Source organism: Flavobacterium sp. N1719, assembly GCF_025947045.1.
Classification (GTDB): domain Bacteria; phylum Bacteroidota; class Bacteroidia; order Flavobacteriales; family Flavobacteriaceae; genus Flavobacterium; species Flavobacterium stagni.
The window spans coordinates 1,501,044-1,526,715 of record NZ_CP109993.1; the positions used below are offsets into that span (position 1 = coordinate 1,501,044).

At 39.4% G+C, this 25,672-nt stretch carries 24 protein-coding genes; 16 read left to right on the forward strand and 8 right to left on the reverse strand.

The features are described 5' to 3' along the window. Positions 1 to 75 precede the first annotated feature (75 nt). From OLM45_RS06355 to OLM45_RS06405, 11 genes are all read left to right on the forward strand, one after another. Positions 76 to 1,617: a glycosyltransferase family 2 protein gene (locus tag OLM45_RS06355; RefSeq protein ID WP_264512873.1), complete on the forward strand. Its 1,542-nt coding sequence runs from the start codon at positions 76 to 78 to the stop codon at positions 1,615 to 1,617. Positions 1,618 to 1,623: 6 nt separating this feature from the next. Continuing rightward, on the forward strand, positions 1,624 to 3,225 hold the full coding sequence (locus OLM45_RS06360; protein ID WP_264512875.1) for a hypothetical protein: 1,602 nt from the start codon (positions 1,624 to 1,626) through the stop codon (positions 3,223 to 3,225). Next, positions 3,222 to 4,307: a lipid II:glycine glycyltransferase FemX gene (locus OLM45_RS06365; RefSeq protein ID WP_264512877.1), complete on the forward strand. Its 1,086-nt coding sequence runs from the start codon at positions 3,222 to 3,224 to the stop codon at positions 4,305 to 4,307. Before OLM45_RS06360 ends, OLM45_RS06365 begins: the two co-directional genes overlap by 4 nt. Positions 4,308 to 4,370: 63 nt before the next feature. Then, positions 4,371 to 5,180: a class I SAM-dependent methyltransferase gene (locus OLM45_RS06370; protein WP_129461826.1), complete on the forward strand. Its 810-nt coding sequence runs from the start codon at positions 4,371 to 4,373 to the stop codon at positions 5,178 to 5,180. Next, positions 5,181 to 5,915 carry a class I SAM-dependent methyltransferase gene (locus tag OLM45_RS06375; protein ID WP_264512879.1) on the forward strand — a complete coding sequence of 245 codons (735 nt, stop codon included), beginning with the start codon at positions 5,181 to 5,183 and terminating at the stop codon, positions 5,913 to 5,915. A gap of 62 nt (positions 5,916 to 5,977) precedes the next feature. Beyond that, positions 5,978 to 6,991: a glycosyltransferase family 2 protein gene (locus tag OLM45_RS06380; RefSeq protein ID WP_264512881.1), complete on the forward strand. Its 1,014-nt coding sequence runs from the start codon at positions 5,978 to 5,980 to the stop codon at positions 6,989 to 6,991. Positions 6,992 to 6,993: 2 nt separating this feature from the next. Continuing rightward, a complete protein-coding gene (locus OLM45_RS06385) occupies positions 6,994 to 8,112 on the forward strand; it encodes a glycosyltransferase (protein ID WP_264512883.1) in 1,119 nt (372 codons plus the stop codon). After that, positions 8,112 to 9,185 (forward strand): glycosyltransferase, encoded by a 1,074-nt coding sequence (locus OLM45_RS06390; RefSeq protein ID WP_264512885.1) that lies wholly within the window; start codon positions 8,112 to 8,114, stop codon positions 9,183 to 9,185. The genes OLM45_RS06385 and OLM45_RS06390 overlap by 1 nt, the downstream gene beginning before the upstream one ends. Continuing rightward, positions 9,185 to 10,537, forward strand: coding sequence for an O-antigen ligase family protein (locus tag OLM45_RS06395; protein WP_264512886.1), 1,353 nt, complete (start codon positions 9,185 to 9,187; stop codon positions 10,535 to 10,537). The genes OLM45_RS06390 and OLM45_RS06395 overlap by 1 nt, the downstream gene beginning before the upstream one ends. After that, positions 10,503 to 11,519 (forward strand): glycosyltransferase family 4 protein, encoded by a 1,017-nt coding sequence (locus OLM45_RS06400; RefSeq protein ID WP_264512888.1) that lies wholly within the window; start codon positions 10,503 to 10,505, stop codon positions 11,517 to 11,519. The genes OLM45_RS06395 and OLM45_RS06400 overlap by 35 nt, the downstream gene beginning before the upstream one ends. 44 nt (positions 11,520 to 11,563) lie before the next feature. Then, on the forward strand, positions 11,564 to 12,958 hold the full coding sequence (locus OLM45_RS06405) for a sugar transferase (RefSeq protein WP_264512890.1): 1,395 nt from the start codon (positions 11,564 to 11,566) through the stop codon (positions 12,956 to 12,958). Here the strand turns inward: OLM45_RS06405 and OLM45_RS06410 are convergent. Further along, positions 12,938 to 14,050: a DUF4105 domain-containing protein gene (locus tag OLM45_RS06410; RefSeq protein WP_264512892.1), complete on the reverse strand. Its 1,113-nt coding sequence runs from the start codon at positions 14,048 to 14,050 to the stop codon at positions 12,938 to 12,940. The two genes, OLM45_RS06405 and OLM45_RS06410, sit on opposite strands and share 21 nt — an antisense overlap. A 1-nt stretch (position 14,051) precedes the next feature. Continuing rightward, complete coding sequence (locus OLM45_RS06415) at positions 14,052 to 15,035, reverse strand: PorV/PorQ family protein (RefSeq protein WP_264512936.1); 984 nt, start codon at positions 15,033 to 15,035, stop codon at positions 14,052 to 14,054. A 211-nt stretch (positions 15,036 to 15,246) separates the two neighbouring features. On the opposite strand from OLM45_RS06415, the gene OLM45_RS06420 reads away from it, so the two are divergent. Next, positions 15,247 to 15,966 carry a CDP-alcohol phosphatidyltransferase family protein gene (locus OLM45_RS06420; RefSeq protein ID WP_264512894.1) on the forward strand — a complete coding sequence of 240 codons (720 nt, stop codon included), beginning with the start codon at positions 15,247 to 15,249 and terminating at the stop codon, positions 15,964 to 15,966. Between the two features lie 13 nt (positions 15,967 to 15,979). Then, on the forward strand, positions 15,980 to 16,804 hold the full coding sequence (locus tag OLM45_RS06425) for a glycoside hydrolase family 25 protein (RefSeq protein ID WP_264512896.1): 825 nt from the start codon (positions 15,980 to 15,982) through the stop codon (positions 16,802 to 16,804). On the opposite strand, the gene OLM45_RS06430 is transcribed toward OLM45_RS06425, so the two are convergent. The 5 genes from OLM45_RS06430 to OLM45_RS06450 form a co-directional block, all read right to left on the reverse strand. Next, a complete protein-coding gene (locus tag OLM45_RS06430) occupies positions 16,805 to 17,023 on the reverse strand; it encodes a DUF5808 domain-containing protein (protein WP_264512898.1) in 219 nt (72 codons plus the stop codon). It abuts the gene before it with no gap. Between the two features lie 153 nt (positions 17,024 to 17,176). Further along, positions 17,177 to 17,917 carry an LPS export ABC transporter ATP-binding protein gene (gene lptB, locus OLM45_RS06435; protein WP_129461814.1) on the reverse strand — a complete coding sequence of 247 codons (741 nt, stop codon included), beginning with the start codon at positions 17,915 to 17,917 and terminating at the stop codon, positions 17,177 to 17,179. Between the two features lie 70 nt (positions 17,918 to 17,987). Beyond that, the gene (locus tag OLM45_RS06440) at positions 17,988 to 18,338 is read right to left on the reverse strand and encodes a carboxymuconolactone decarboxylase family protein (RefSeq protein WP_129461813.1); all 351 of its coding nucleotides are present in this window, start codon (positions 18,336 to 18,338) and stop codon (positions 17,988 to 17,990) included. After that, entirely contained in the window at positions 18,335 to 19,141 is an 807-nt protein-coding gene (gene tatC / locus OLM45_RS06445; protein WP_264512900.1) for a twin-arginine translocase subunit TatC, read from the reverse strand. Before tatC ends, OLM45_RS06440 begins: the two co-directional genes overlap by 4 nt. Then, complete coding sequence (locus tag OLM45_RS06450) at positions 19,141 to 20,106, reverse strand: KpsF/GutQ family sugar-phosphate isomerase (RefSeq protein ID WP_129461811.1); 966 nt, start codon at positions 20,104 to 20,106, stop codon at positions 19,141 to 19,143. Before OLM45_RS06450 ends, tatC begins: the two co-directional genes overlap by 1 nt. An 86-nt stretch (positions 20,107 to 20,192) precedes the next feature. Between OLM45_RS06450 and recQ the strand changes: the two genes are divergently transcribed. After that, positions 20,193 to 22,388, forward strand: coding sequence for a DNA helicase RecQ (recQ, locus tag OLM45_RS06455; RefSeq protein WP_264509194.1), 2,196 nt, complete (start codon positions 20,193 to 20,195; stop codon positions 22,386 to 22,388). 299 nt (positions 22,389 to 22,687) lie between these two features. Here recQ and OLM45_RS06460 read toward each other — a convergent pair whose 3' ends face one another. After that, a complete protein-coding gene (locus OLM45_RS06460) occupies positions 22,688 to 22,924 on the reverse strand; it encodes a hypothetical protein (protein WP_264509196.1) in 237 nt (78 codons plus the stop codon). Positions 22,925 to 22,986: 62 nt separating this feature from the next. Between OLM45_RS06460 and OLM45_RS06465 the strand changes: the two genes are divergently transcribed. Beyond that, positions 22,987 to 24,507, forward strand: coding sequence for a T9SS type A sorting domain-containing protein (locus OLM45_RS06465; RefSeq protein ID WP_264509197.1), 1,521 nt, complete (start codon positions 22,987 to 22,989; stop codon positions 24,505 to 24,507). 86 nt (positions 24,508 to 24,593) lie between these two features. After that, positions 24,594 to 25,652: a DUF2891 domain-containing protein gene (locus tag OLM45_RS06470; RefSeq protein WP_264509198.1), complete on the forward strand. Its 1,059-nt coding sequence runs from the start codon at positions 24,594 to 24,596 to the stop codon at positions 25,650 to 25,652. Positions 25,653 to 25,672 lie beyond the last annotated feature (20 nt).

Here is a 25,672-nt window from a genome sequence, read left to right on the forward strand (position 1 = left end):
AGTTCGCAAAATTTATCTTTGTGACGGTTACAAAAGGGCTATTTCCTTGGTATTGCCAAATTTAAATCTATTATTTTGAACTTTAGAGAACACCAAACGCCTTCCGGAGAGCTAATTTTGTATTTGGGAGCACCCAATTTAGATCAACTCAACACATTAGCTGAAGGCTATGGGGATATTTGGCACTCTTCTTTTGAGCAAGGCTATAAAAATGCGTTCAAGGATATCGTCTATCAAGTATTTGTGTTTTTTTGGTACGTGAATGATTTTGAAGGATTGGACGAATGTGTGAGTTGGCGTATCAATCCCAACCTGTTTGCGGTTCGAAAATCGGTTTGGGAAACTTTGGGTGGATTTGACCCTGATTTTTCCAATCCTCAATTGGCAGCACTCGATTTTGGTTTTAATGCGCTACGTAATCAAGGTGCAATTCCACTCTATTCCAAAGGATTGTATTCGGATACCCAAAAAGAAACAATTACTATTTCGCGGCAAGATCGGTATGATTTTTATATCAAAAATTTTAAAATCGATCACGCCTTATTTATGCTTTATCGCAAAGGCTTATGGAATCCGTTGGAATGGATTGCCTTATGGAAAGCCAAGTCGCGTTTTCAAAAACGAAACCAACTGCCTGTTGTAGCGCCACGGAAATTGGAACCCATTCAAGGGCAGCCTACAGTGAGTTATATTATTCCGACGATGTTGCGTCAAGACTTTACGCTCACTTTGTTGGATGATTTGCGAAAGCAATCCTATCCGCCAACGCAAGTTGTAGTGGTGGATGCTACTCCACCTGAATCTCGCGATGAATCGCTATACAATCCCGCAGATTTTCCTTTTGAAGTCATTTTTCAATGGCAAACCACCAAAGGAAGTTGCCGTGCCCGTAACGAAGCGATAGAAAAATGTACGGGAGAATTTATTGTTTTTGGAGATGATGATATTCGTATTCCCGCTGATTTTATCGAGAACCATATTCGTTTGTTGCAAACCTATAAAGCGGGGGCAGCCAACGGTTTGGATATTCGTGCCGATCACCAACAACAAACTTTGGCTGATCTGACCCAAAAACTGGAACAGTACGAAGGCAATCGTTGGATAGTCGGGTTGTCAAGTAATTTTAGTAACGCCAATTCCTGTGTGCGTCGCGAATATGTAATGCAATTGGAAGGGAATGATATTAATTACGATGGTGGTTATGGCGAGGATAGTGACTTCGGAATTTCCTTAACCAAAATTGGCGTTCCTGTTTTGTTTAATCCGTTTTCGGCCAATTTGCATTTGAAACCACCACAAGGTGGGTATCGTTTTTGGGGAACACAGGCCAAAATCATGGGTAAAAAACGTAAAAAACAACCGTGGGAATTGGACACGCCGGTAAAGTGGATCCGACCTGTTCCGAGTCCGACAATCATGTATCAAATCGTCAAACAATTTACTCCTGAGCAACACACTGAATACAAGCATAAATATTTTTCCATGTACTTGTTTAAAAAAGGAAGCAAGTGGGAAATTCCATTGAAATTATTGAAGTTACCGTATCGCATCATTCAATTTAATAAATCGGTTTTCTATGCCAAAAAATTGAATGCTTTGGGAAAACGCACAAAATAAACACGGGTGATTGCTTCAGCATACATACAACAGGAACAGCAGCGAATAGCGGTAAAACATACGCTTTCGAGCCAGCATAAATGTATTTTGGAAGCGGCTACGATTCCCCATCGGTTTGTTCTGGTGCTGATTTTTGACCAACCCATTCTTCAATTTCGGAATCACGATTATCAGTGGATTTCAGCGAAAGATTCCGTTTTGATTCCTGAATTTTCGAATAAAATTTTACAATTACAAAACGGTAGCTACGTTCAAGGTTCGACAACCCAAGGGATTTGGGAATGGCATCCACAACGTCCCAAGGAATTGCTCTGGCATTTTCATCCGGAAGCGGCAGAGTCCTTGACGGTTTACAGTGGTGCATCCAACATAAAAACCCGAATTGGTGCCCAGTCACCTGCGTTACTAGAATTACCTTCTCTTTTATTTTCAAATGCAGGAGCTTTGGAAGTGAGTCGAACCCCAATTCCCTTTGTAGGAACTGTTTGTTTTACAGATCATTGCGATTATGATACACCCCAAAATTTAAAAACCCAACGGGAGTTTTTACAATCGGTAGGAGTGAAAGTGACCAAAGGCTTTTTCTTGCAGCATTATTCCAAGCGAGAGACGAATGCCTCTTGGCAAAACCAATCCGAAGAATTACAATTGTGGGCGAAAGACGGTCATGAATTGGCCTACCATTCCTTATCTCAATCCATTAAAAGTGAAGCAGAGAGTCGGAACGACTTTTTAAATTTCAAAGCGCCGTTGCCAGACATTCCCGTTTGGATTGATCATGGGTTCCAACCCTATAATTGGTCGTTGTATCAAAACAGTGGTTATCGTGAAGACGAATTGCAAACGGTAATGCAACGCAATGGTATTGCTGTATTTTGGAATTATATGGATACCGGAAGAGCAGCAAAAGGGATCATCAATATGTTGAACCGTCAACAGTTTACTTTACAAGCTTTTCGCCAGTCTATTCAACATTTACCTTTTTTAAAAAGAATTGAAAATACAGTAAAAGCCATTGTTTTTTATGCCGATAATCACGCCCATCGCATTCGAAATTACATCGATGCATTGAGTCATTTGCGGTTGTTAAAAAAGACAAAGCATCCCAAACATGCCCTTGCTTTTTTGCAAAATGTATTGCCTGTTTCATGGAAAGTTATTTCGTTTTTAGGCAGTTCCAAAAAGCAAAAAAATCCTTACCCATTAGCGGAATTTTCGCCTATTTTTTTTCGACACCAATTTGGAAACCAAATATATACGGTGTTTCAATCGGTTGAATTGGTTGACTTTGTATCGGGGTTAAGCAAAGAAAACATCGATATGCTGAGGGATGAATCGGGTGTACTTATTGCACACACTTATTTTGCTGTCGATATGACGCATCATCAAGGGCGTTTACTGGAAAGTGAAACCCAAATTGCCCATCAACCGGGTTTGAATTTTAGGTATTTGGGAGAGCAAATAGCTGCAAAGAAATTGTGGAATCCAACGTTAAGTCAGTTGATACAGGCTTGGGAACAATTTTCGAATATCACTTTTGATGTGGATGCTCAAGGTGAAATAATTGTTAGTAACGGCAATGATTTGCCTAAACGATTAATCCGATGAGAGAATTTGTCTTTTCCAATACGCCCGAAGAAATTGCGGAATGGGATCAGTTGCTGTATACGCATTCACGTGGGCTGTATAATCAATATTCGGATTGGGTTAAAGCCTATGAATCGTATGGTTTTACAACCGGATTTTTACTAGTGAAAGACAAAGGGCAAGTGGTTGGAGGCGCAGGGTATGTACTCGCTAAGTTTCTATTTTTCAAATTTATGGTTGTTCCGTGTGGCCCAGTTTTGCTCCCGGAATATTCTGATGCAGTAGACCAATGCATTCGTTTATTGCATCAAGAAGCCCAAAAGAAGGGGTGTTGTTATTTTCAATTGAGTGTGCCTTCAGTACCCAATTCAGGTTCTGATTTTCGATTTTATCTTGATAAATTACCTGAAACTAGTTTTTATTTTCAAGGGCAACAGGGTACGCGATTTAAGTTTGTCATCCCGTTGTATGGCATGCGTCCCATTGCACTCGAGGGAAAGTCTTTTGAGGAGGTGCAAAAAGGGTATTCAAAAAACCATTGGCGTAATGTCAATAAAGGAATAAAAAATGGATTGAAATTTCGTTGGCTTCAGTTTGATGAACACGATAAATTGCAGGAAGCCTATCGTTGTTTTGAGCAAAATGCAAAGGAGAAAGGTTATCCCATTCGCAGTTATGATTCGGTAAAATCAACGTTTGCAAATTACTTGGAAAAAGGATTTGCAAAAGTGGGAATTTGTACGCATAATAATGAAATTGTAGGGGCGCTTTATGTGATGGTTTGCGGGCAACGGTACATTTATATCAATGGGGGTGTAGTCTTGGCACATCAAGACAAAGGGGTGTCCCATTTTATGCACGATTGGGTAATGCGTGAAGCTCATCAATTGGGTCATGCCCATTATGATATTTCTGTGGGGGGCAGTGCAGGCGTATTGCGTTTCAAAGAAGGGTTTGGAAGTACCTTGATTGATTTTGAATCACCCCGGTATTGGATTTTAAATCGGCCTGTTTTTGGCTTATACCAACTCTTTGAAACGGGATTAAAACGACAAAAAAGCAAAGTGGCAAAAATCCTTTTTTTGTTAAAAAAGAAAAAATAATTCCTTTTTATCTCTAGTAGAATTGGGTTATATTTGCTTCCTTGATAACCTAATACCCTCGGAATGAAAACTAAAGAACAAATTCTGGAAACGAATGTAAAGCAGAAAGAATTCTATAATCACAAAAAGAAAAACCTTGCCACCCGAATTTGGTCTTCTATTCGAGAAAAAACCCTAAAAAAAATCCGTAAAAACATTGGTATTTTGGACGAATCGTACGATTTGCACAAAAAATGGTTTGGCGATTTATCCCAGAAAAAAGTAATGGATTTGGGGTGTTATGCAGGAAATAGTTTGTCCATGCATTTGGCTCGTAATTCCAAACAATACATTGGAGTTGACTTGAGTGATGTGGCCATTGATAAATTAAACCAGCGCTTGGCTGAAATTCCGACGGCAAAAGCTTTGGCGGTAGATTTTCTTTCCGACGAATTTGCGGAGAAAGATTTTGATATCATTTACGCTTACGGTGTATTGCATCATTTTCCGAATGTGGACGTATTGATTGCAAAATTGCAAGAAAAATTAGCTCCCGGAGGTGTCGTAATCAGTTACGATCCGCTAGAAACCAGTTTGCCAATCAAATTCATTCGTATGTTGTATCGTCCTTTTCAGTCGGATGCCGCTTGGGAATGGCCTTTTACACGGAAAACATTTTACAAATACGATAAAGCTTTTCAAATTGAAGAACGTCGCGGCTTGTTAGGAAAATCGAAATGGTTCTTTTTACTAGGTTTCCTTCCTATGTCTGAGGAAAAACGATTAGCGATTGGTAAGCGTTGGCACCGAAATGACTGGGAATTGTCGGCTACTTCGACTTCTCGATTGTTTTCTTGTATGCATGTAACCATGTTGATGCGTAAACGAAGCTAAATGAAAATAGATAATAAATCTTTTTGGGAAAAAAGCGACATCATCGCAACACAAGAGGTACTTCAGAAAGCCTCAGATTTTGAGCTTTATTTGATGGAAGAAGCCAAAGTGCGTGCTTCACATCCCATCCAAAAAATCAAAATTTTTGGTTGTGGAACGGGGCGTGAGATCGAACCTGTGGCTGAGTTTTTTAAACCCGAAAGCATTGTAGCTACCGACATTTCAGAAAATATGATTTTGAAATGTCGTGAAAATCTTCAAAAATGGGGAATCGATTCCATCACAGAAACGATGGTGATGGATGCAGTACAGTTTAATCAACCTGCGCAATCTTTTCATTTGGTGACCCTTTTCAACAGTATGATGACCTATGTTCCTGAACATTCGGCGCGTTTGCAAATCTTTAAAAATGCGAACCAATTGCTCGTGTCTGGGGGTCAATTAATAGGAACCGTTCACAATCAAGTGGGAACTCCAAAGAAAACAGTGTATTTTCAATTACGGTCGCTTTTACGACCATTTATTGGGGTAAAAGTGGGGAACCGCATGACGGGATTCAACGGGTTTCAAGTGCCAGGGTATTATTACAATGCCTCTGATTTGCACAACGATTTAAGCATAGCCGGTTTTTCACAGATAAAAATTATGTCTTTAGAAGCTTTTTATCAAACCAAAGGAATCGCTTATAACCGTAAAACAGGTTATAATAATTTGATTTTCATTGCAACTAAATAATTGAAAATTAACCGAATTCCAATTCGGTATTTTAATAAATAAGTTTTCAAGTTCGACGGAGTATGGCCACACAAAAGCCCGTTTTTTCATTAATCATTTGTACCTACATGCGACCTATACCGTTGCAAACCTTGTTGGATTCGGTACAAAACCAAACGTGGTATCCCGATGAAATATTAATTATTGACGGTTCGTTGAATTCAGAAACAGAAAAGGCTTTAGCTACAAAACAATACCCTAATTTACAGTATTATCGCGTTGAACCTGCACATCGGGGTTTGACTAAACAACGAAATTTCGGAATCAATCGTGTAATGGCTGCTGCTGAGGTAGTTTGTTTTTTGGACGATGACACGGTTTTGGAACCTGATTATTTTGAGCAATTGGTAGGAACCTATGCCCTTTTCCCAGACGCAATGGGAGTAGGGGGATTCATCATCAATGTTGGACCCTGGACTGAAGTTGGACAAAAGTATACTCCCAAAGCCAATGAATATTACTATGACGGATGGAAACGCAGTGACAGCAACCGTTTTGTGATTCGTAAAAAATTGGGTTTGATGACCACCAATTCTCCTTGTTTTATGCCGCCAGAATCCCACGGTCGCAGTGTAGCTTTTTTACCGCCTTCCGGTAAAATTTACGAAGTACAACAGTTTATGGGTGGGGTTTCATCGTTTAAAAAATCGGTGTTGGACGAACATAAATTCTCTACCTATTTTGAAGGGTATGGATTATATGAAGATGCTGAATATACGTTGCGTTTGTCCAATTTAGGGAAATTGTATTTGAATACCAATGCCGGACTCTATCACTACCACGATAGTTCGGGGCGTCCCGATTTTTATCATTACGGTAAGATGGTAATTCGTAACGGATGGTTTGTATGGCGCACCAAGTATCCAAAGCCCACGTTAAAAGCGCGTTTAAAGTGGAATACCATTGCCTTTTTGTTGACCGCTATTCGATTTACGAATGTTTTAACCGCCACCGACAAGCGGGATGCATTTCGTGAAACAATGGGAAGAATTGCGGGATGGTGGAGTTTATTGTACAACCAGCCTAAAGCCTCTTAACCATGACTTTTTGTATTATCTCGCATGTGATTCATACCGCCAAAGACGGAAAGTACTTTGGCTATGGTCCGTACATCAAAGAGATGAATATTTGGTTGCAATATGCAGATAAAGTCATTGTGGTTGCGCCTTTAAAAGAGCGAAAATTGGATGCTATTCATTTAGCCTACCAACATCCCAATATTGAATTTATTCCCGTTCCCCATTTTTCATTTACATCGTTCTCAAACATGCTAAAAGCATTGTGGGTGATTCCGTTTATATTTTTTAAAATTCTAAAAGCCTATCGAAAATCCGATCATTTGCATTTGCGTTGCCCCGGAAATATGGGTTTGTTAGGCGCTTGGGCACAAGTTTTTTTTCCAAAAAAAATAAAAACGGCTAAATATGCTGGCAATTGGGATCCGAAAGCCAAACAACCCTTAACTTATAAATGGCAACGTGCCTTGTTGTCGAATACCTTTTGGACCAAGAATATCCATGTTTTGGTGTATGGGGAATGGCCCAATCAAACTAAAAATATCAAGGCTTTTTTTACGGCGAGTTACGCAGTAGGCGAACCCATGCCGAGTTCGAGTAAAATACTCAACACGCCGCTTCAATTTGTATTTGTGGGGAGTTTGGCGCCTGGTAAACAGCCGTTTTATGCCATTGAATTGGTAAGAGCATTAAATGAACACGGTATTTCAGCGGAATTAGCAGTGTATGGAAAAGGAGCGTTGGAATCTTCATTATCCAATTTTATACAAGAGAATAAGCTGCAAAACAACGTAGTTTTAAAAGGAAATTTAGAAGCAGAAGCGCTGAAAGCAGTATATTTGGACGCACATTTTCTAATTCTTCCTTCAAAAAGTGAAGGGTGGCCCAAAGTAGTTGCTGAAGCCATGTTTTGGGGATGTGTGCCCGTGGCTACTCCAGTTTCTTGTGTTTCCAATATGTTGGATCAAGGTAATCGTGGAATCCTGTTAAGTATGGACTTGCAAAACGATTGTCGTCAAGTGATGGATGTAATTCAATCGGAATCCAAGTATGCATTCCTTCGGAACAATGGGATAGTTTGGTCGCGAAAATATACAACAACCGCTTTTGATGAAGCGATAAAACAATTAATGGAATCATAATGCGAATTGCACAAATCATTGACTCTTTAGAAATTGGGGGTGCCGAAAAAATGGCAGTCAATTATGCTAATGCAATGGTCACTGCTGCGGCTTTTTCTGCATTAATTACAACGCGAAAAGAAGGGCCGTTAAAAGCGCAATTGCACAAAGAAGTAGCCTATTTCCATATGCAGCGCACTTCAAAAATTGATGTTAGTGCCATTTTGCGTTTGCGTAAATTTTGCAAAGCCCATCAAATCAATTATGTACAAGCGCATAGCAGTTCTTTTTTTACGGCTTTTTTATTGAAAATAGTGATGCCTTCCATTCAAATCATTTGGCATGATCATAATGGGTTGAGCGAGTTTATCAGTTCTCAGAAGACACGTGTCTTGCAATTGTGTTCCTTTTTTTTTAAAGGCATTGTAGTTGTCAATTACAAGTTGAAAGCATGGGCTGAAAAAACATTGCACTGTCCATCAGTACTGTATTTACCCAATTTCACCTTGCTGGATACTACTGTGCCCTTGCAAACGGATTTAAAGGGAATTGCAGGGAAACGTATTGTTTGTTTGGCCAATCTACGTTTTCAAAAAAACCATCATTTATTATTAGAAGTAGCCGAAAAAGTGAAACAATCGCATCCCGATTGGACGTTTCATTTGGTTGGAAAAGATTTTGAAGATGATTATTCTAAAGCGATTAATGCTGCATGGAGAGCAAAAGATCTGACCCATACCGTCTTTTTTTACGGAACCTGTCAGGATATTGCCGCGATTTTACAGCAATCGGATGTAGCGATTATTACCTCTCAATCGGAAGGGTTGCCGGTTGCTATGTTGGAATATGGTTTGTCCAAATTACCGGTAGTATCTACAGAAGTGGGTGAGATTCCATTAATCATTAAAGAGGGTGAAAATGGAATGTTGGTGCCCAATTACAATCACGATATTTTTTATACTAAATTAGTGCAGTTGCTGGATAATCCTGAATTAAGATTTACCTTGGGCAAAGGATTGTATTCGACCATTGATCAAAAACATTCCGAGAAAGCAATTGTAGCACAATTTAAAAATTGGGTAGCCACGTTATAATGGAAACTAAAGTTAAAAATTATTTATTCCTTATTCTTGTCCATGTACTGCTAGGCGTGGTCATTTTTTTGGCGCCCTTATTGGCCAAAGTTTATGGGATTTTAATTTTTGTCGTCAGTATCTACTTTATAATCAAGACCAGAAATGCCAATAATGAAGTGCTCTATGCCGCTGCTTATGTGGTGGGGAGTGAGGTGTTTTTACGAATGACCAACGGAAATCCCAATCACGAATTTTCTAAGTATTCCGTAATCATTTTCATGATTATGGGAATGATATATTCAGGGTTTTCTAAAAATGCTGTGCCCTATTGGATCTTTTTAATATTGTTGGCACCAGGAATCATAATAGCCACACAATCTTTAGGATATGAAGTAGCGAATATTAGGAAAACAATACTGTTCAATATTTCAGGACCAATTACTTTAGGGATTGCTTCGCTCTATTGTTATATGCGGAAAATAACCATCTTTGAACTCAATAATATTTTGTTATTAATGGCATTGCCCATCTTGTCATGTTCTATCTACCTGATTTTATACACACCCGATTTAAAAGAAGTAATTACCTCTACCGTATCCAATTCTGAAACGTCTGGTGGATTTGGACCTAATCAAGTTTCTACTGCCTTGGGATTGGGCATGTTTATTTTTTTTACGCGTGTTTTTATTGCTTCAAAAAATAAAATATTCTTTGTGGTTAATTTGCTTATTGCAATTAATTTAGGATACCGAGGGTTAATTACATTTTCCCGTGGAGGAATGATTACAGGTGCAATCATGATTTTTGTTTTCATGCTTATTGCCTATTCCCGTTCTAATAAAATTATACGAACGCAATTGGTTCAACTCGTCGCTATATTTTTAGTGGTTTTTTCTTTGATATGGGTGTATGCCGAATCCGAGACGAGTGGATTAATTGGAAAGCGATATGCCAATAAAGACTCTTTTGGGCGGGATAAAGAAAGTAAGTTTACAGGACGAGAAGCTTTAGCCGCTGGGGAAATAGAAATTTTCTTAGATAATCCGTTCTTTGGTGCTGGAGCTGGGAAAGGAACTGAAATTCGTACCGAACAGATGGGCTATTTGGTTGCCTCCCATGACGAATTAACGCGTATGCTTGCAGAACATGGTTCGTTGGGAATACTTGGATTGGCTATATTGATGTTAACGCCCTTATTTTTATACTTAGACAACAAACAGCATTTGTATATGTTTTGCTTTGTTGGTTTTTGGTTCTTTACAATTAATCATGCGGCAATGCGAACGGCGGCGCCCTCATTTGTATACGCATTATCGGTGCTGAAAATTCGATTTAATGATGAAGAAGAAATTACTGTACGTAGGAAATAAACTCTCAAAACACGGGAATACGGCTACTTCAGTAGAAACCTTAGGGGCTTTTCTGGAATTAGAAGGTTACGAAATGTACTATGCTTCTTCTTTCAAGAATAAAGTCTTGCGCTTACTCCACATGATTGCTGCTACGTTTTATTACGGCAAAAAAGTCAATTATGTGTTGATAGATACCTACAGTACCCAAAATTTTTGGTTCGCCTATATCGTTGCACGAATCTGTATATTTTTAAGAGTGCCTTACATTGCCAAACTGCATGGTGGCGAGTTGCCAAGAAGATTGGAGAAAAGTCCGAAAGCCTGTGATTTATTGTTTAAAAACGCCTACTTTATAACAGCTCCATCCGATTATTTATACGAAGCTTTCTTGCCAAAATATGCCGATAACTTACTATTAATTCCCAACACAATCAATATTGGACTCTATGATTATCAACCTAGAGAAGTGAAAGGTCCGTACATGCTTTGGGTACGATCCTTTTCAAAAATATACAATCCCAAAATGGCTATTGATGTTTATGCTATGTTAAAAAGGGAATATCCTACAGCTGAATTGTGTATGGTAGGTCCCGATAAAGAAAACATCATGGATAAATATATTGAATACGCCCAAGATCTCGATTTGGATGTTACATTTACCGGAAAATTGGCTAAAGAAGAATGGATCGAATTGTCTAAAGAGTTTGATGTTTTTATTAATACTACCCATTATGATAATACACCTGTGAGTGTTATCGAATCGATGGCATTAGGTATTCCTGTGGTTTCCACAAACGTTGGTGGTGTTCCCTACTTGATTGAAGATGGTAGTGACGCATTATTGGTCGACGATTCCGATGTTGTTGGCATGGTGAATGCGGTTAAAAATTTATTGACGAAACCAGACTTAGTCGCTCAAATTCAGTCCAATGCCCGTAAAAAAGTAGAACGATTTGATTGGCAGAATGTCAAAAATTATTGGTTTGCACTTTTGAAATAATTGTGTCTTAATTTTTGTTAAATTGCATCGGATTTGATAGGACGATGAACAGTAACAAGAAAATACATTTTGAGGTTTCAGAACGCAAGATTCTATTGCGCCTTTTTGATGTATTGTTGGTGCTGCTGGCACTGTACAGTGTGAGTTCTATTTTTGATTTTAAATACTTTACCTTATCAGAGGACAATCTTTATTGGGTAGTCGTTTTAGGTATTTATATCAATATTTTCGGATCAGTTTTTGAAATGTATAATCTACAAGTCGCGAGTAATCAATTTCAAATTACTAAAAGTATTGTACTGACCACATTTACAACAGTTTTGGTGTATTTATTAACCCCAATCTATACTCCTGAACTGCCTTCCAATCGAATCCAAATCATTATTTTCTTTCTGACTTTATTTTTCACTTTAGTGGTTTGGCGCTTCTTTTATGTTTCTTTTTTGGCCTCCCATCGTTTTATCAAAAAAGCCATATTAGTTTGTGATCAAGATCAATTAACAGAATTGGTGTCGGGAATTGAAAATGCAGATCCTCACTATAAATTTATCGCCTTTGTTAATTCAGATGGCACAGCGAATGTCAGTCAAAAGTCAAATCCTATTCGTTCCATTCCCATTGATGAATTGGAAAAATTTGTACGCCGTAATCCCATTTCTGAATTGGTGATTGCTTCGCAAAAAACAGACGGTATCACAGTAAATCTGTACAACCAACTCATCCATATGTTGGAAAACGGAATCACCATTCGGGAGTATACCCAAGTGTATGAAGAAAGTACCAAACGGATTCCAGTTCAATACGTTTCCCGTGATTTTTACCGCTATTTCCCTTTCAGTCGAAGCAATCAAAATCATTTGTATCTTTTGTTTTCAAGATTGTTTGATGTTTTGTTTTCGGTGTTCGGACTCATGTTAGGATTCGTTTTTTTTCCTATCATCTTGCTCGGAAATCTGATAGGTAACCGCGGGCCACTATTTTATACCCAAGATCGTGTAGGAAAGAATGGAGAAGTTTTCCGCATCTATAAATTTCGAACCATGGTAAAAAATGCGGAAGCCAATGGTGCCGTTTTTACCACAGCAAATGATACACGAATTACCCTGTTTGGGAAGTTCATGCGCAAAACCCGTTTGGACGAATTTCCACAGTTTATCAATATTCTAAAAGGCGACATGGCGATTATTGGTCCACGTCCAGAACGCCCCGTTTTTGTCCAACAAATTGCTGAAAACATGCCGTTCTATGAAACCCGTCATGTGGTAAAACCCGGATTAACCGGTTGGGCTCAAGTGAATTATACCTACGGCGATTCTATCGATGATAGTTTGGTGAAATTGCAATACGACTTGTATTACATCAAACACCGCAGTATTTTTATGGATATCAATATTGTGATCAAAACGGCGAGTACCGTTTTATTCTACAGAGGACAATAATTGATTGCGCTCGTTGCGAATCATGTAGCGCAACATGAACAAGTGCGTGCCAATAAACGGTAACATCAGCAATAAATGGGGCTTATTAAACATAAAAGCACCATAAAGCAACAAAGAAACCAATCCGGCAATGATCAGTTTACTACGTAAAGCTCCTTTTTTAATAAAAGGTAAAAGAAGAAATAACGGATTAAACAATAACGCATTGTAGTTCCATAACACTTCTTCATGTTGGGAATACAAGCCTACAATACACAAAAAAGTACCTAATAATCCGCTTACGATCCAATAGGTATTGTACACAAAGCTTTTTCGGGATAAAGCAATCAACAATAACACCACTACTACCAACCAAATACTATTGAAAAATGAACTGACCATAGGTAAAGGTTGCCCTTTTACCCATGTTTTTTGGGCCGACACTAAGGATTTTCCTTGCCATTGGTTTTGGTTCAAACTGTGGAGTAATTCAATAGGTAAAAACATCTTCTCTGCTTTGGCGTCCGTTTTTGCTCCAAAAATGATGTTGATGCCCAATTTGAAATAAAAATGATTGTCAAAATAGGGATACAACAATTGGCGGTAGGAAATCGAAGTGTCGTCTACCTTTTTTAAGAGCGGTTTCCCTAGGATGGCATTGATTTTTTCATAAACCATCGTTGTGCAATTTCGGTCAATGAATTTATAAGTATAATACCGATCTTCAGAGTACAATGAAGCGTTCAATGTTTCAAACAGTTCTTGCACTTTGGGTTGGGGGAGTGCCAATGTTTGTTCGATAACTTCCCGTTCTGTCATTTGGTATTCCATCAAAAAATCGGGGAACGAGCATGCGGCCACGAAATATTGCAAATCCCCTTTGACAAACTTGGCGTAAAAATTGGGCGTACTAAAATCAAACATGCCATAGTTGTACACAATGTCTAAATGATTGATAGTATCTTGTACTCGAATCGCCGTATGACCGAAAGTAGTATACAATTCGTCCCCACGGCCACACGTTAAAATACTCACTTTGGCCTGTTCCGAAAGCGGTGTCATTTGGGACCAACAAAGAATAGGGAAGAGAAAAAAGAGTAGTTTTTTTACCATATTATCGGAAGATACTAAAGTCAACTTTTACAGAAAATATATTGGAATACAACGCCGCACTTTGGTCGCCTAAATCGGTCAACGCATAATCCACCTGGATGCCTTTGTATTTGAAACCAATACCAATGTTCGGTTGAAAACCAATTTTTTTACTGCCGTCAATTTGGGTAACATTCTGGAAATTGCCTAAACCTGCACGAACAAAAATCAAGTCGGTATAATTGTATTCCGCGCCAATCGCCGGATCAATACTCACAATGTCTGTCGCCAACAAATCATTCGTTTTGGTAAACTGCATATTCAAATTACCCGAAACGCGCAAGTAGGTTTCGTTATGCAAATCAAATTCTCGAGAAACGCCAAACTGGGCTTTGGGAGCCGTGATTTCCGTACTTTCGGGCAAATCTTGATTCTGACCCGCAACTGCTCCTTTGATTTTGTTGTATTCTTCTTCGTTGATAGCCCAAACATTATACGTAGTGGTAATGTCCCGTACCATCAACCCGAAATTCCAATTATCGCGATCCCATTGCAAACCGGCGTCAAATCCAAAACCCCAAGAATTGGCAAAATTACCGATGATTCTTCGAATGACCTTGGCATTTACGCCGTATTGAAATCCGGGGATTTTTAACTTTCGACCGTAAGAAAGAGTCAGCGCATAATCCGCTGTTGAAAATTTACTAATGCGGTTGTAATCAATATTACCTTCACTATCAATTAATTGGGTTGTATTAAGAATGTCGTCAACCCCAAATCGCATCATCGAGATTCCCCAAGCACTTTCCGTATCAATGGGTTGGGCATAGGCCGCAAAGTCATATTGGGCAATGTTGGCAAAATAATTAGCGTGCATAAACGAGGCTTGTCCGTCTTCTAAATGCACTAATCCCGCCGGATTCCAGTACACCGAATTGACATCTTGGGTTTGTGCGACCATCGCATTGGCCATACCAAAAGCAGCCGCATCGACACCAATGTTCATGAATTCATTGGAATACTTGCGCACCGATTGCGCCGTGAGAAATGCTGTCGGCAACAAAAGTAGGAATAGCAATACTTTTTTCAAGGTCAATTTTTTTTCAAAAATAGCAATTTAGGAGGGTAATCCAAGCACAAGGCTGTCGAAAACTCTGTTTCTAAACGTGTTTGTACATTCACTTATTGTACTACCTTTGTGTTTTAAATTTAATTTCATGTCGGTGAAAAAGCATATTCCGAATCTACTCACACTGTTAAACCTTTTCTGCGGTTGTATTGCCATCGTTTTGGTGTCTGATTTTAATTTTGAATATGCCTTTTATTTTGTGTGCCTCGGTATCTTTTTCGACTTTTTCGACGGATTTTTCGCTCGGAAATTTGGCGTAGCTGGTCCGTTGGGTGTGCAATTGGATTCCCTCGCTGATATGGTGACTAGCGGTGTCGCACCCGGTTATACCATGGTGTATTTGTTGAGCGGAATGACCTTTCACATGCCGTTAGCCGATTACTTACCGTATCTCGGTTTTATCATTACACTAGGCGCTTGTTATCGCTTGGCCAATTTCAATATCGATACCCGTCAAAGCGATTCGTTTATCGGATTACCAACACCTGCCAATACCTTGTTTATCATGAGTTTGCCCCTAGTATTGCAGTACCAAGGCGATACATTTTGGGGCGATTTGTTGGTCAATAAATATGTGTTGTTAGCCATTACGGTGCTGAGTGCTTTCGTGATGAATGCTGAAATTCCGTTATTTTCCCTAAAAATCAAAAATTTTAGCATAGCCAAATACAAACTCCAAATCGGATTTGTGTTGTTTTCAGTAGCCTTAATTGTCTTGTTAAAAGTCGTAGCCGTACCCTTGATTATCGTGTCTTACGTGTTACTTTCAGTATTGAATACTATTTTTTCAAAAAAAGAGTTAGCTTAAAAACACCTCTTGCATGGCGACCCGAGCCCGAAAAAAAGCTTCCCCAAAACGCAAAACAGCTACCCGATTTTCATGGGGAAAACTCTTGTTGATTGGTCTAATCAGTCTCGTGATTTTAGCGACTGCCGTGCATTATAAAAATGCTATTCTCTACTATTTTAGTTTCAAATCCCGCCACACACTCAAAGAAGATAAAGTCGCGCAAGCCCGTATTTACCAGATTTTTCAAAACCACCCCAACTTGTCCGCGGGCATCGATGTGTCCGAATACCAGGGGGAAATCGATTGGGAAGCGGTGGATTCGATTGAAAGCCGACCCATTCGTTTTGTGTTTGTACGGGCTACTTGTGGCAACGACCGCGAGGATAACCGATTCGACGCCAACTGGAAAGGAGCCAAAAAGTTTATTCGCGGTGCCTATCATTATTACCGCCCCGATGAAAATTCATTGGAACAAGCAAGACGCTTTATTAAAACGGTGCACTTAAAAGATGGGGATTTGCCTCCTGTTTTGGATATTGAACAACTTCCCTCCAACCAATCCATGACGCGATTGAAAGTTGGGTTGAAAAAATGGCTCGATGCCGTGGAAAAGCATTACGGCGTCAAACCCATACTGTATTCGGGTCAAAAATATTACGAAGATTTTTTAAAAGAAGAATTTTCGGCCTACACTTTTTGGGTCGCGAATTACAATTTCTTTGCTGAAGAAATGCAATCGGATTGGCTGTTTTGGCAGTTTTCAGAAAAAGGGCTGGTCAACGGAATCCCAGAAAAAGTCGATGTCAATCTCTACAACGGAACGCCGAAAATGTTGGGGTACCTCACCAAAAATTAATTAAATCAAAGCGATTAGTCCGAGCACAATTCCTACAATCACCACAAAAGCAATCACCGATTTCGGATTGGCAAAATTAATTGTCCAGCCCATCCATTCTATTGGTTTCGGCGGGAATAGGCGTGGATCCTCAGGATTGTAGTAAAATAAGCCGCCGCATTTCCAGTGGTTGGGGTCTTCTTTCCAACGTTTTAAAGTCGCGTCATCCCATTTTTTCATATAAAAATATTTTGGGCGTGCCCCCGTTAGTAATTCTCTATATTTTTTCTTGTATGTATAAACGGGGTCAGGCTTTCCGCAGTACGCACCTCCCTAACGTCCGGTGGGTACTTGCTGCAATCCTTCACGCAAAACTGCTATATTCGAGAGAATTTAAAATTCCAATTTCTTTTTACGAAGTTCGAAGTTTTGTCCCAAATACACTTTTCGAACCATTTCATCAGCGGCCAATTCCTCGGGAATACCTGCTTTCAAAATACCGCCTTCAAACATCAAATAGGTTTTGTCGGTAATCGCCAAGGTTTCTTGTACGTTATGGTCGGTGATTAAAATCCCAATATTTTTATTGCGCAACTGCGCTACAATGCGTTGGATATCTTCTACAGCTACAGGGTCAACTCCCGCAAATGGTTCGTCCAATAAGATGAATTTAGGGTCAGTTGCCAATGCACGTGCAATTTCAGTTCTACGACGCTCACCACCCGACAACAAGTCGCCTCGGTTCGTACGGATGTGCTGCAAACTGAATTCGTCCAACAAGCTCTCCATTTTGGCTTCCTGTTGTTCTTTGGTCAAATTGGTTAATTGCAATACACTCATGATGTTGTCTTCCACACTCAATTTGCGAAAAACAGAAGCTTCTTGTGCCAAATACCCAATTCCGTGTTGGGCGCGTTTGTACATAGGATAATCCGTGATGTTCAAATCATCCAAATAGATATTCCCCGAATTGGGTTTGACCAATCCCACAATCATGTAGAACGATGTAGTTTTTCCGGCGCCATTCGGACCCAGTAAGCCCACAATTTCACCTTGGTTCACTTCCACAGAAATCCCCTTTACAACGGTTCTTTTTTTATAGGTTTTGATTAAATGATCGGCACGTAATTTCATGGTACGTTCAGTTTGAGAGGCAAAATACTACATTTTTTCAATGCATAACTGCCAATACGCTGTTAAATGATTATTTTCCCGTTTCTTCAAGCGCTTCCCAAAACTCGTAAGCTCTTCGCAAATGCGGAATGACAATAGTACCGCCCACTAAAGTAGCAATACCCATCGCTTCCATCATTTCTTCCCGCGTGATGCCTTCTTTGTATGAAGTTTCCAAATGGTATTTGATGCAATCGTCACAACGTAAAACCGCTGAAGCAACAAGACCCAAAAGTTCTTTGGTTTTCACATCCAAAGCACCCGCACTGTAGGCGTTGGTATCCAAATTAAAAATACGTTTAATGACCAAATTGTTATCGGCCAATAATTTTTCGTTCATGCGCGAACGGTAATCGTTGAATTCTTCGACTAAATTACTCATGCTTTTTTCCTTTTTTCAACCAAAGCCGCTATGATTACACTGGCTTCAAACACTAATAACATTGGGATAGCTACAGTCACTTGACTCACCACATCAGGTGGCGTGACAATAGCCGCTATAATTAATACGATAACAATCGCATACTTTCGGTATTTACGCAAGAATCCAGCAGTAACAATTCCTAATTTGGTAAGGAAATAGATAATGACAGGCAATTCAAAAAACAATCCGCTGACAATCACTGAAGTTTTGATCATGCTTATGTAGGATTCCAAATTGAACTCGTTTTTGACCACATCACTAATTGAGAAGGTCGCCAAGAAATTGAGTGTCATAGGAACAATCACAAAATAGCCAAATAAAACGCCTATGAAAAAGAGTAAAGAAGAGATAAAAATGAAGACCTTGACATTTTTTCGTTCTTTTTCGTACAACGCTGGCGCAATAAAATTCCAAAACTGCAGTAAAATATAGGGGAAAGCCAAGATAAAACCGGCCGTAATACAGATCCAGATAAAGACATTGACCTGCCCTTCCATGACCGTGTTTTGAATCACAAAATTGAGTTCGGTGATACAAATACTTTCTGCAAATCCCACATAATGCGAGGCTTCACAAAATAGTCGGTAGGTGATAAAGTTGGGGTCTGTAGGTCCGAAGATCAATGTGTCAAATACAAAATCTTCAAAGAAGTACACTACTATGGCCATGATAATAACGGCCAAGGTACTCCGCACCAAAACCCAACGCAACTCCTCCAAATGTTCCATGAAGGACATGTCTTTTTTTGCTTTTGATGCCATTATACGACTCCTTCTTTTAAAATGTCATGCAAATGGATTACGCCTTTGTATTCTCCTTCATCTACGACAATTAATTGGGTAATGGCATAATTTTCCATTGTATTTAAGGCATCCACAACCAAAGTGTCAGATTGAATATGTTTAGGGTTGACCGACATGATGTCTTGTGCCGTCAATCCGGTGATTGTTTCTGTTTTATTCAACATTCTACGAATATCACCGTCGGTGATAATGCCTACAACTTTTTGATTTTCAACCACAGTTGTTACGCCAAGACGTCCTTCCGAAATGGAGACAATGACGTTTTTGATGCTGGTGTCGGGGCGAACCTCAGGTCGGCGACTCGCCTCAAGTAGGTCATTGACTTTCAATAATAATTTTTTTCCCAAAGCACCACCGGGATGGTACATAGCAAAATCTTCCGCAGAAAAATTCCGCATTTCGATCAAACAAACGGCCAAAGCATCTCCCATCGCCAATTGTGCTGTCGTACTATTGGTTGGCGCCAAATTATTCGGATCGGATTCAGCGGCCACCCACGTATTGAGAATGTAATGCGACTCTTTTCCTAAATACGATTCAGGATTACCCGTCATGCCAATTAATGTATTGCCATTGCGTTTGAGTAATGGAGCCAAGACTTTGATTTCTGGACTGTTGCCACTTTTAGAAATGCAAATGATGGGATCGCCCGGTTGCACCATGCCCAAATCGCCATGAATCGCTTCCGAAGCATGTAAAAATAAAGCGGGTGTACCGGTTGAATTTAAAGTGGCTACTATTTTTTGTGCGATAATGGCACTTTTTCCAATTCCGGTCACCACCAATCGTCCGTTGGATTGGTAGATGAGTTCGGCTATCGTGGCAAAGGTATCGTCAATAAAATCAGTCAGTTTCGCGATGGATGCACTTTCAGATAAAAGTGTCCGTTTTGCGCTAGTAAGGATGGCTTCTTTCGTTATCAAAATGAAATGTTATAAAATTTGTACGTACAGAAGTTTGTTGTATATTTATGGTTGCAAATTTAGATAAAAATACCCTTAACTAAAGAATGAATTCAAACGAAATTGATATCCACGAAGCGTTAAAGAAGTATTTCGGTTTCTCGCAGTTTAAAGGATTGCAGGAGAAAGTGATACGCAGTGTGATCGATAAACAGAATACATTTGTGATTATGCCCACCGGTGGCGGGAAGTCCTTATGCTACCAATTACCGGCCTTGATTCAAGAGGGGACGGCTATTGTTGTTTCTCCATTAATTGCTTTGATGAAGAACCAAGTAGATGCTATTCGCAGTTTATCTTCGGCTGAAGGTGTGGCTCACGTCTTAAATTCTTCGTTGAATAAAACGGAAATCAATCAGGTTAAAAAAGATATTACTACAGGTGTCACCAAGTTGTTGTATGTGGCTCCAGAGTCGCTCACCAAAGAGGAATATGTGGAGTTTTTACAATCCGTTCCCATTTCTTTTGTGGCCATCGATGAAGCCCACTGTATTTCGGAGTGGGGTCATGATTTCCGACCTGAATACCGAAACTTACGATCGATTATTAAACAATTAGGAAATATTCCAGTAATTGGTTTGACCGCTACGGCAACTCCCAAAGTACAGGAAGATATATTAAAAAATCTGGACATGACGGATGCGTTGGTGTACAAGGCTTCGTTTAATCGTCCGAATTTGTTTTATGAAGTTCGAACCAAAACAAAAAACGTTGAGGCCGACATCATTCGATTCATCAAACAAAACAAAGGAAAATCGGGAATTGTCTATTGTTTGAGTCGCAAAAAAGTAGAAGAAATCGCCCAAGTCTTACAGGTGAATGGCATTAGTGCAGTTCCCTATCATGCCGGTTTGGATGCTAAAACCCGTGCCAAACACCAAGACATGTTCTTGATGGAAGATGTTGAGGTTGTGGTGGCTACTATCGCTTTCGGAATGGGCATTGACAAGCCCGATGTGCGCTTTGTTATTCACCACGATATTCCGAAATCCTTAGAAAGTTATTACCAAGAAACCGGTCGTGCCGGTCGTGATGGAGGCGAAGGACATTGTATTGCCTACTATTCCTATAAAGATGTAGAAAAGTTAGAAAAATTCATGGCGGGTAAACCCGTAGCCGAACAAGAAATCGGCTATGCATTGCTCCAAGAAGTAGTGGCGTATGCCGAAACTTCGATGTCCCGCCGTAAATTTTTACTCCATTATTTCGGGGAAGAGTTTGATTCAGAAACCGGTGAAGGTGCCGACATGGATGATAATGTTCGCAATCCCAAATCGAAAGTCGAAGCCAAAGATCAAGTTAAACAACTGTTGGAAGTGGTGCGCGACACCAAACATTTATACAAATCCAAAGAAATTGTATTTACCTTAATTGGTCGTGTCAATGCTACCATAAAGGCGCATCGAACCGATACTCAACCGTTTTTTGGATGTGGTAGTGATTTTGATGAACGCTATTGGATGGCGTTAATTCGCCAAGTGTTGGTCGATGGTTTATTAAACAAAGACATCGAAACCTATGGCATTTTAAAAGTATCCGAAGCCGGTCATGCTTACATTGAAAAGCCATCATCATTCCTCATGTCGGAAGACCATGAGTACAGTGAAGCCGAAGACGATACTATCGTTGCCGCAGCCAAATCCACGGGGACTGCTGATGAAGCGTTGATGGGCATGTTGAAAGAATTGCGAAAAAAAGTAGCCAAAAAATTGGGCGTACCGCCATTTGTGGTGTTCCAAGATCCTTCTTTGGAAGACATGGCGTTGAAATATCCAATCACGATTGACGAACTCACCAATATTCATGGAGTAGGGGAAGGAAAAGCCAAAAAATACGGAAAAGAATTTGTGGAATTGATTGCCCGTTATGTAGAAGACAACGACATCATTCGTCCCGACGATTTGGTGGTAAAATCAACGGGAGCCAATTCTTCCAACAAGTTATACATCATACAAAATATCGACCGTAAACTTTCCTTAGACGATATTGCTTCGGCCAAGGGAATGAATATGGATGCTTTATTGAAAGAAATGGAGCAAATCGTGTACTCGGGGACCAAATTAAATATTGGCTATTGGATTGACGAAATTCTAGACGAAGACCAGCAAGAAGAAATTCACGAGTATTTTATGGATTCAGAAACCGATCGTATCGAAGATGCCCTGCGCGAATTTGATGGCGATTACGATATTGAAGAGCTTCGGTTGATGCGCATCAAATTCATCAGCGAAGTGGCCAATTAGGCACAAACTACGCACATGGTTTGGAACCGCAATTCAAGCAATTGAGTTGCGGTTTTTTTTAATTTTTAATTTAAAATTCACAATTCAAAATAATTTTTGGGCGTGCCCCTACGGGTCGGGCCATTTGTTACAAGTCCTCGCTTCGGTACCCTACGCTGTGGGCTTTCCACGACTGTCCCTCACGCGAATTGTGCTCGGTTCAACCCTAAATTAAAACCTGCCAATGTTGAATAATAAAACCTGCCAAACGACAGGTTCTACGTATAATTCATAATTCATAATTTAAAATTCATAATTTTTCATTCATACACTTCGCCCCGATGCGGTTTCAAGGCGTCTCGCACCGCTATCATTTGGGCTTCTTCCACTACCATAAATGCGATGGCATGCATTTCATTTAGGATGTTAAATCCAGTAATGTTCAAAGGGAGTTTTTCAAGGATGATATATTCTTTCAAATGAATTTCGTGATGTTCCGCTGTTTTTGCAGCAACGGGACCCCGAAAATCCCAAATGAGTTTTATTTTTCGATTCATTAAACAGCTAATTATCAGAGTTTATGATTTTTTTTGTATGTTTGATTAAACAAACTAAAATTATGAAGCAAAATTACATTTTAATTGCATTGTTTATGTTGTTAGGCGTAAATAATGGAAATGCACAAGGGAATTACGCAGTGAATTCCATTCCTTATGTGCCGTATCAAGGTTCGATGACCAACTTGAATACCAGTGATGATATGTGTTCAGGTCTTATTACATTGCCTTTTTCGTTTGATTATTATGGAGCAACCTACAATCAAGTGGTTATAAGTACTAATGGTTATGTGGATTTGAGAAGTTCAAGTGCCAACATGTATTCACCATTTTCTTTTTCTACAACTATCCCGAATACCGCTTTTCCAGTTAAAAATTCCATTTTAGGTGCGTATCAAGATTTGTACAACACCACAGGCGGATTTATTGGGTATACGGTATATGGAACAGCTCCCTATCGCAAATTTGTAGTGTATTATTATCAAAATGCACTATTTGCTTGTTCATCCATGCGCAGTACTTTTCAGATTGTATTGCATGAAACGTCCAATATTATTGATGTTATCTTAATCGATAAACAAGCTTGTGCCAATGCTAATGCAGGTCGTACCGTGACGGGTTTGATTGACATTTCTGGAGCTAACGGAATCTCACCTGCGGGAAGAAATACCGGTTTTTGGTCCGCATATCATGAAGCCTGGCGCTTTAGTCGTCCTGGTTATTATGCCAATTATAGTTATGTTTTGTGTGACCCCAACAATGATGGAATTGGCGATTTCAATGTCGCTGTCATTCAAAATGATTTATTTCCCTCCAATCCATCTTCAGTAAATCTATATCCCACTATGGCAGATGCAGGAGCACAGACAAATGCGATTACAGGACCGTTTTATACTTCTTTATCCCAAAACCAAGTGATTTATGCAGTTTATAATGGACAGATAAAAGCTGTTACACTTCAAGCTATTGATTGTACAATTGATGTGGATAATGATTCAGTGCCCACTGATTTAGAAGATTTAAATGCTGATACTAATTTGGCCAATGACGATACCGATGCCGATGGTATTCCAAATTACAGTGACAATGACGATGACGGGGATATGATTTTAACCAATTTAGAATATGTGTTCCCCAAAACTAATTCGGCTACAACTTCAGTAAATGTGGCGTTAGATACGGATAATGATGGAACGCCCAATTATTTGGATAATGATGATGATGGAGATGGTGTTCTAACTTATTTAGAAGACTACAATGGGAATGGAAATCCTGCAGATGATGATACCAATGCCAACGGAACTCCTGATTATATGGAAAGTGCTGTAGCGTTGGGTGTAAATCAAAATGAAAATGCAGATTTTGCAATTTATCCCAATCCTGTAAATGATCAATTATTTATTCAAAATCCCAATCAACTCGACATCCAATCCATTTTGATTTATAATACAAATGGGGTATTGGTTAGACAAGTAAAAACAGCTATGGAATCCGTACCTGTAAATGATTTGGCCGCTGGATTGTATTTAGTTCAAGTGAAAACTACAACGGGGACTTCAACGATGAAATTTATCAAACGATAAATCTATAAATCAATTTTCTTAGGAAAGGTCGGATAATCTCCGACCTTTTTTATGGAATACAGTATCTTTACTTTAAATTCTGATCGATGAAAAAAGCAATTTTATTCCTAATTCTATTTAATTTAGTCACACTTAAGGCACAGGAATTAACACTGGATCGCGCTAATGGATTGGCGCGTTTGCCCTTGAAATGTCTTCAACAAGAGTTTCCCAATAAGTTGAGTCAGATGTTGATTGATGCTTCAGAATTAGGCTCGCCCAAACAATTGCATCCTGCCTTTTATGGCTGTTTTGATTGGCATTCTTCCGTTCATGGGCATTGGAGTTTGGTGTACTTGCTCAATCATTTTTCAACTTTAGAGAATAGAAATCTCATTCTTGAAAAATTGCAAACTAATTTAAGCAAAGCCAACATTGATGCCGAGATTGCCTATTTATCCAAAAAACATGAAAAATCCTACGAGCGCACTTACGGTTGGGCATGGGAATTAAAATTGCAAATGGAATTGGAACTAAGTAAGGATCCTGTTTTATTGGAATTAGCCAAAAATCTAAAACCCTTAACCCAATTGTTGTGTGAACGCTATATCGAGTTTTTGCCCAAATTAAACTATGCCTTACGTGTAGGAACCCACACCAATACGGCTTTCGGGATGGCATTGGCTTGGGATTATGCTGTCTATTCCAACAATCTTGAATTACAGCAATGTCTTCACAATACTGCTTTACGGTTATTTTTAAATGATCAAAATTGTCCATTCGCTTGGGAACCCAGTGGAACCGATTTCCTCTCGCCGTGTATGGAAGAAATCGGGTTGATGCAACGCATTTTGGAGCCGAAAACTTTTTTGAAGTGGTTGAAGGCTTTTGCTCCCGATTTATTTCGTAAAAATTATACTTGGGCACCTGGTGAAGTGAGTGATCGCACCGACGGTCATTTGGTTCATTTGGATGGGTTAAATTTTAGTCGGGCCTGGAATTTATACCGTTTAGCTCATGCTTTCCCCAAAGAACTTGGTCATTTGAGAGCATTAGCCCAAAGTCATCTAAATTTTTCATTACCCGCCATAGTTGACGGCAATTATGAAGGCGAACATTGGTTGGCATCCTTTGCATTATTGGCTTTTGATACAGCTCAGAATTAAGTTTTTCAAAAAAAATAAAA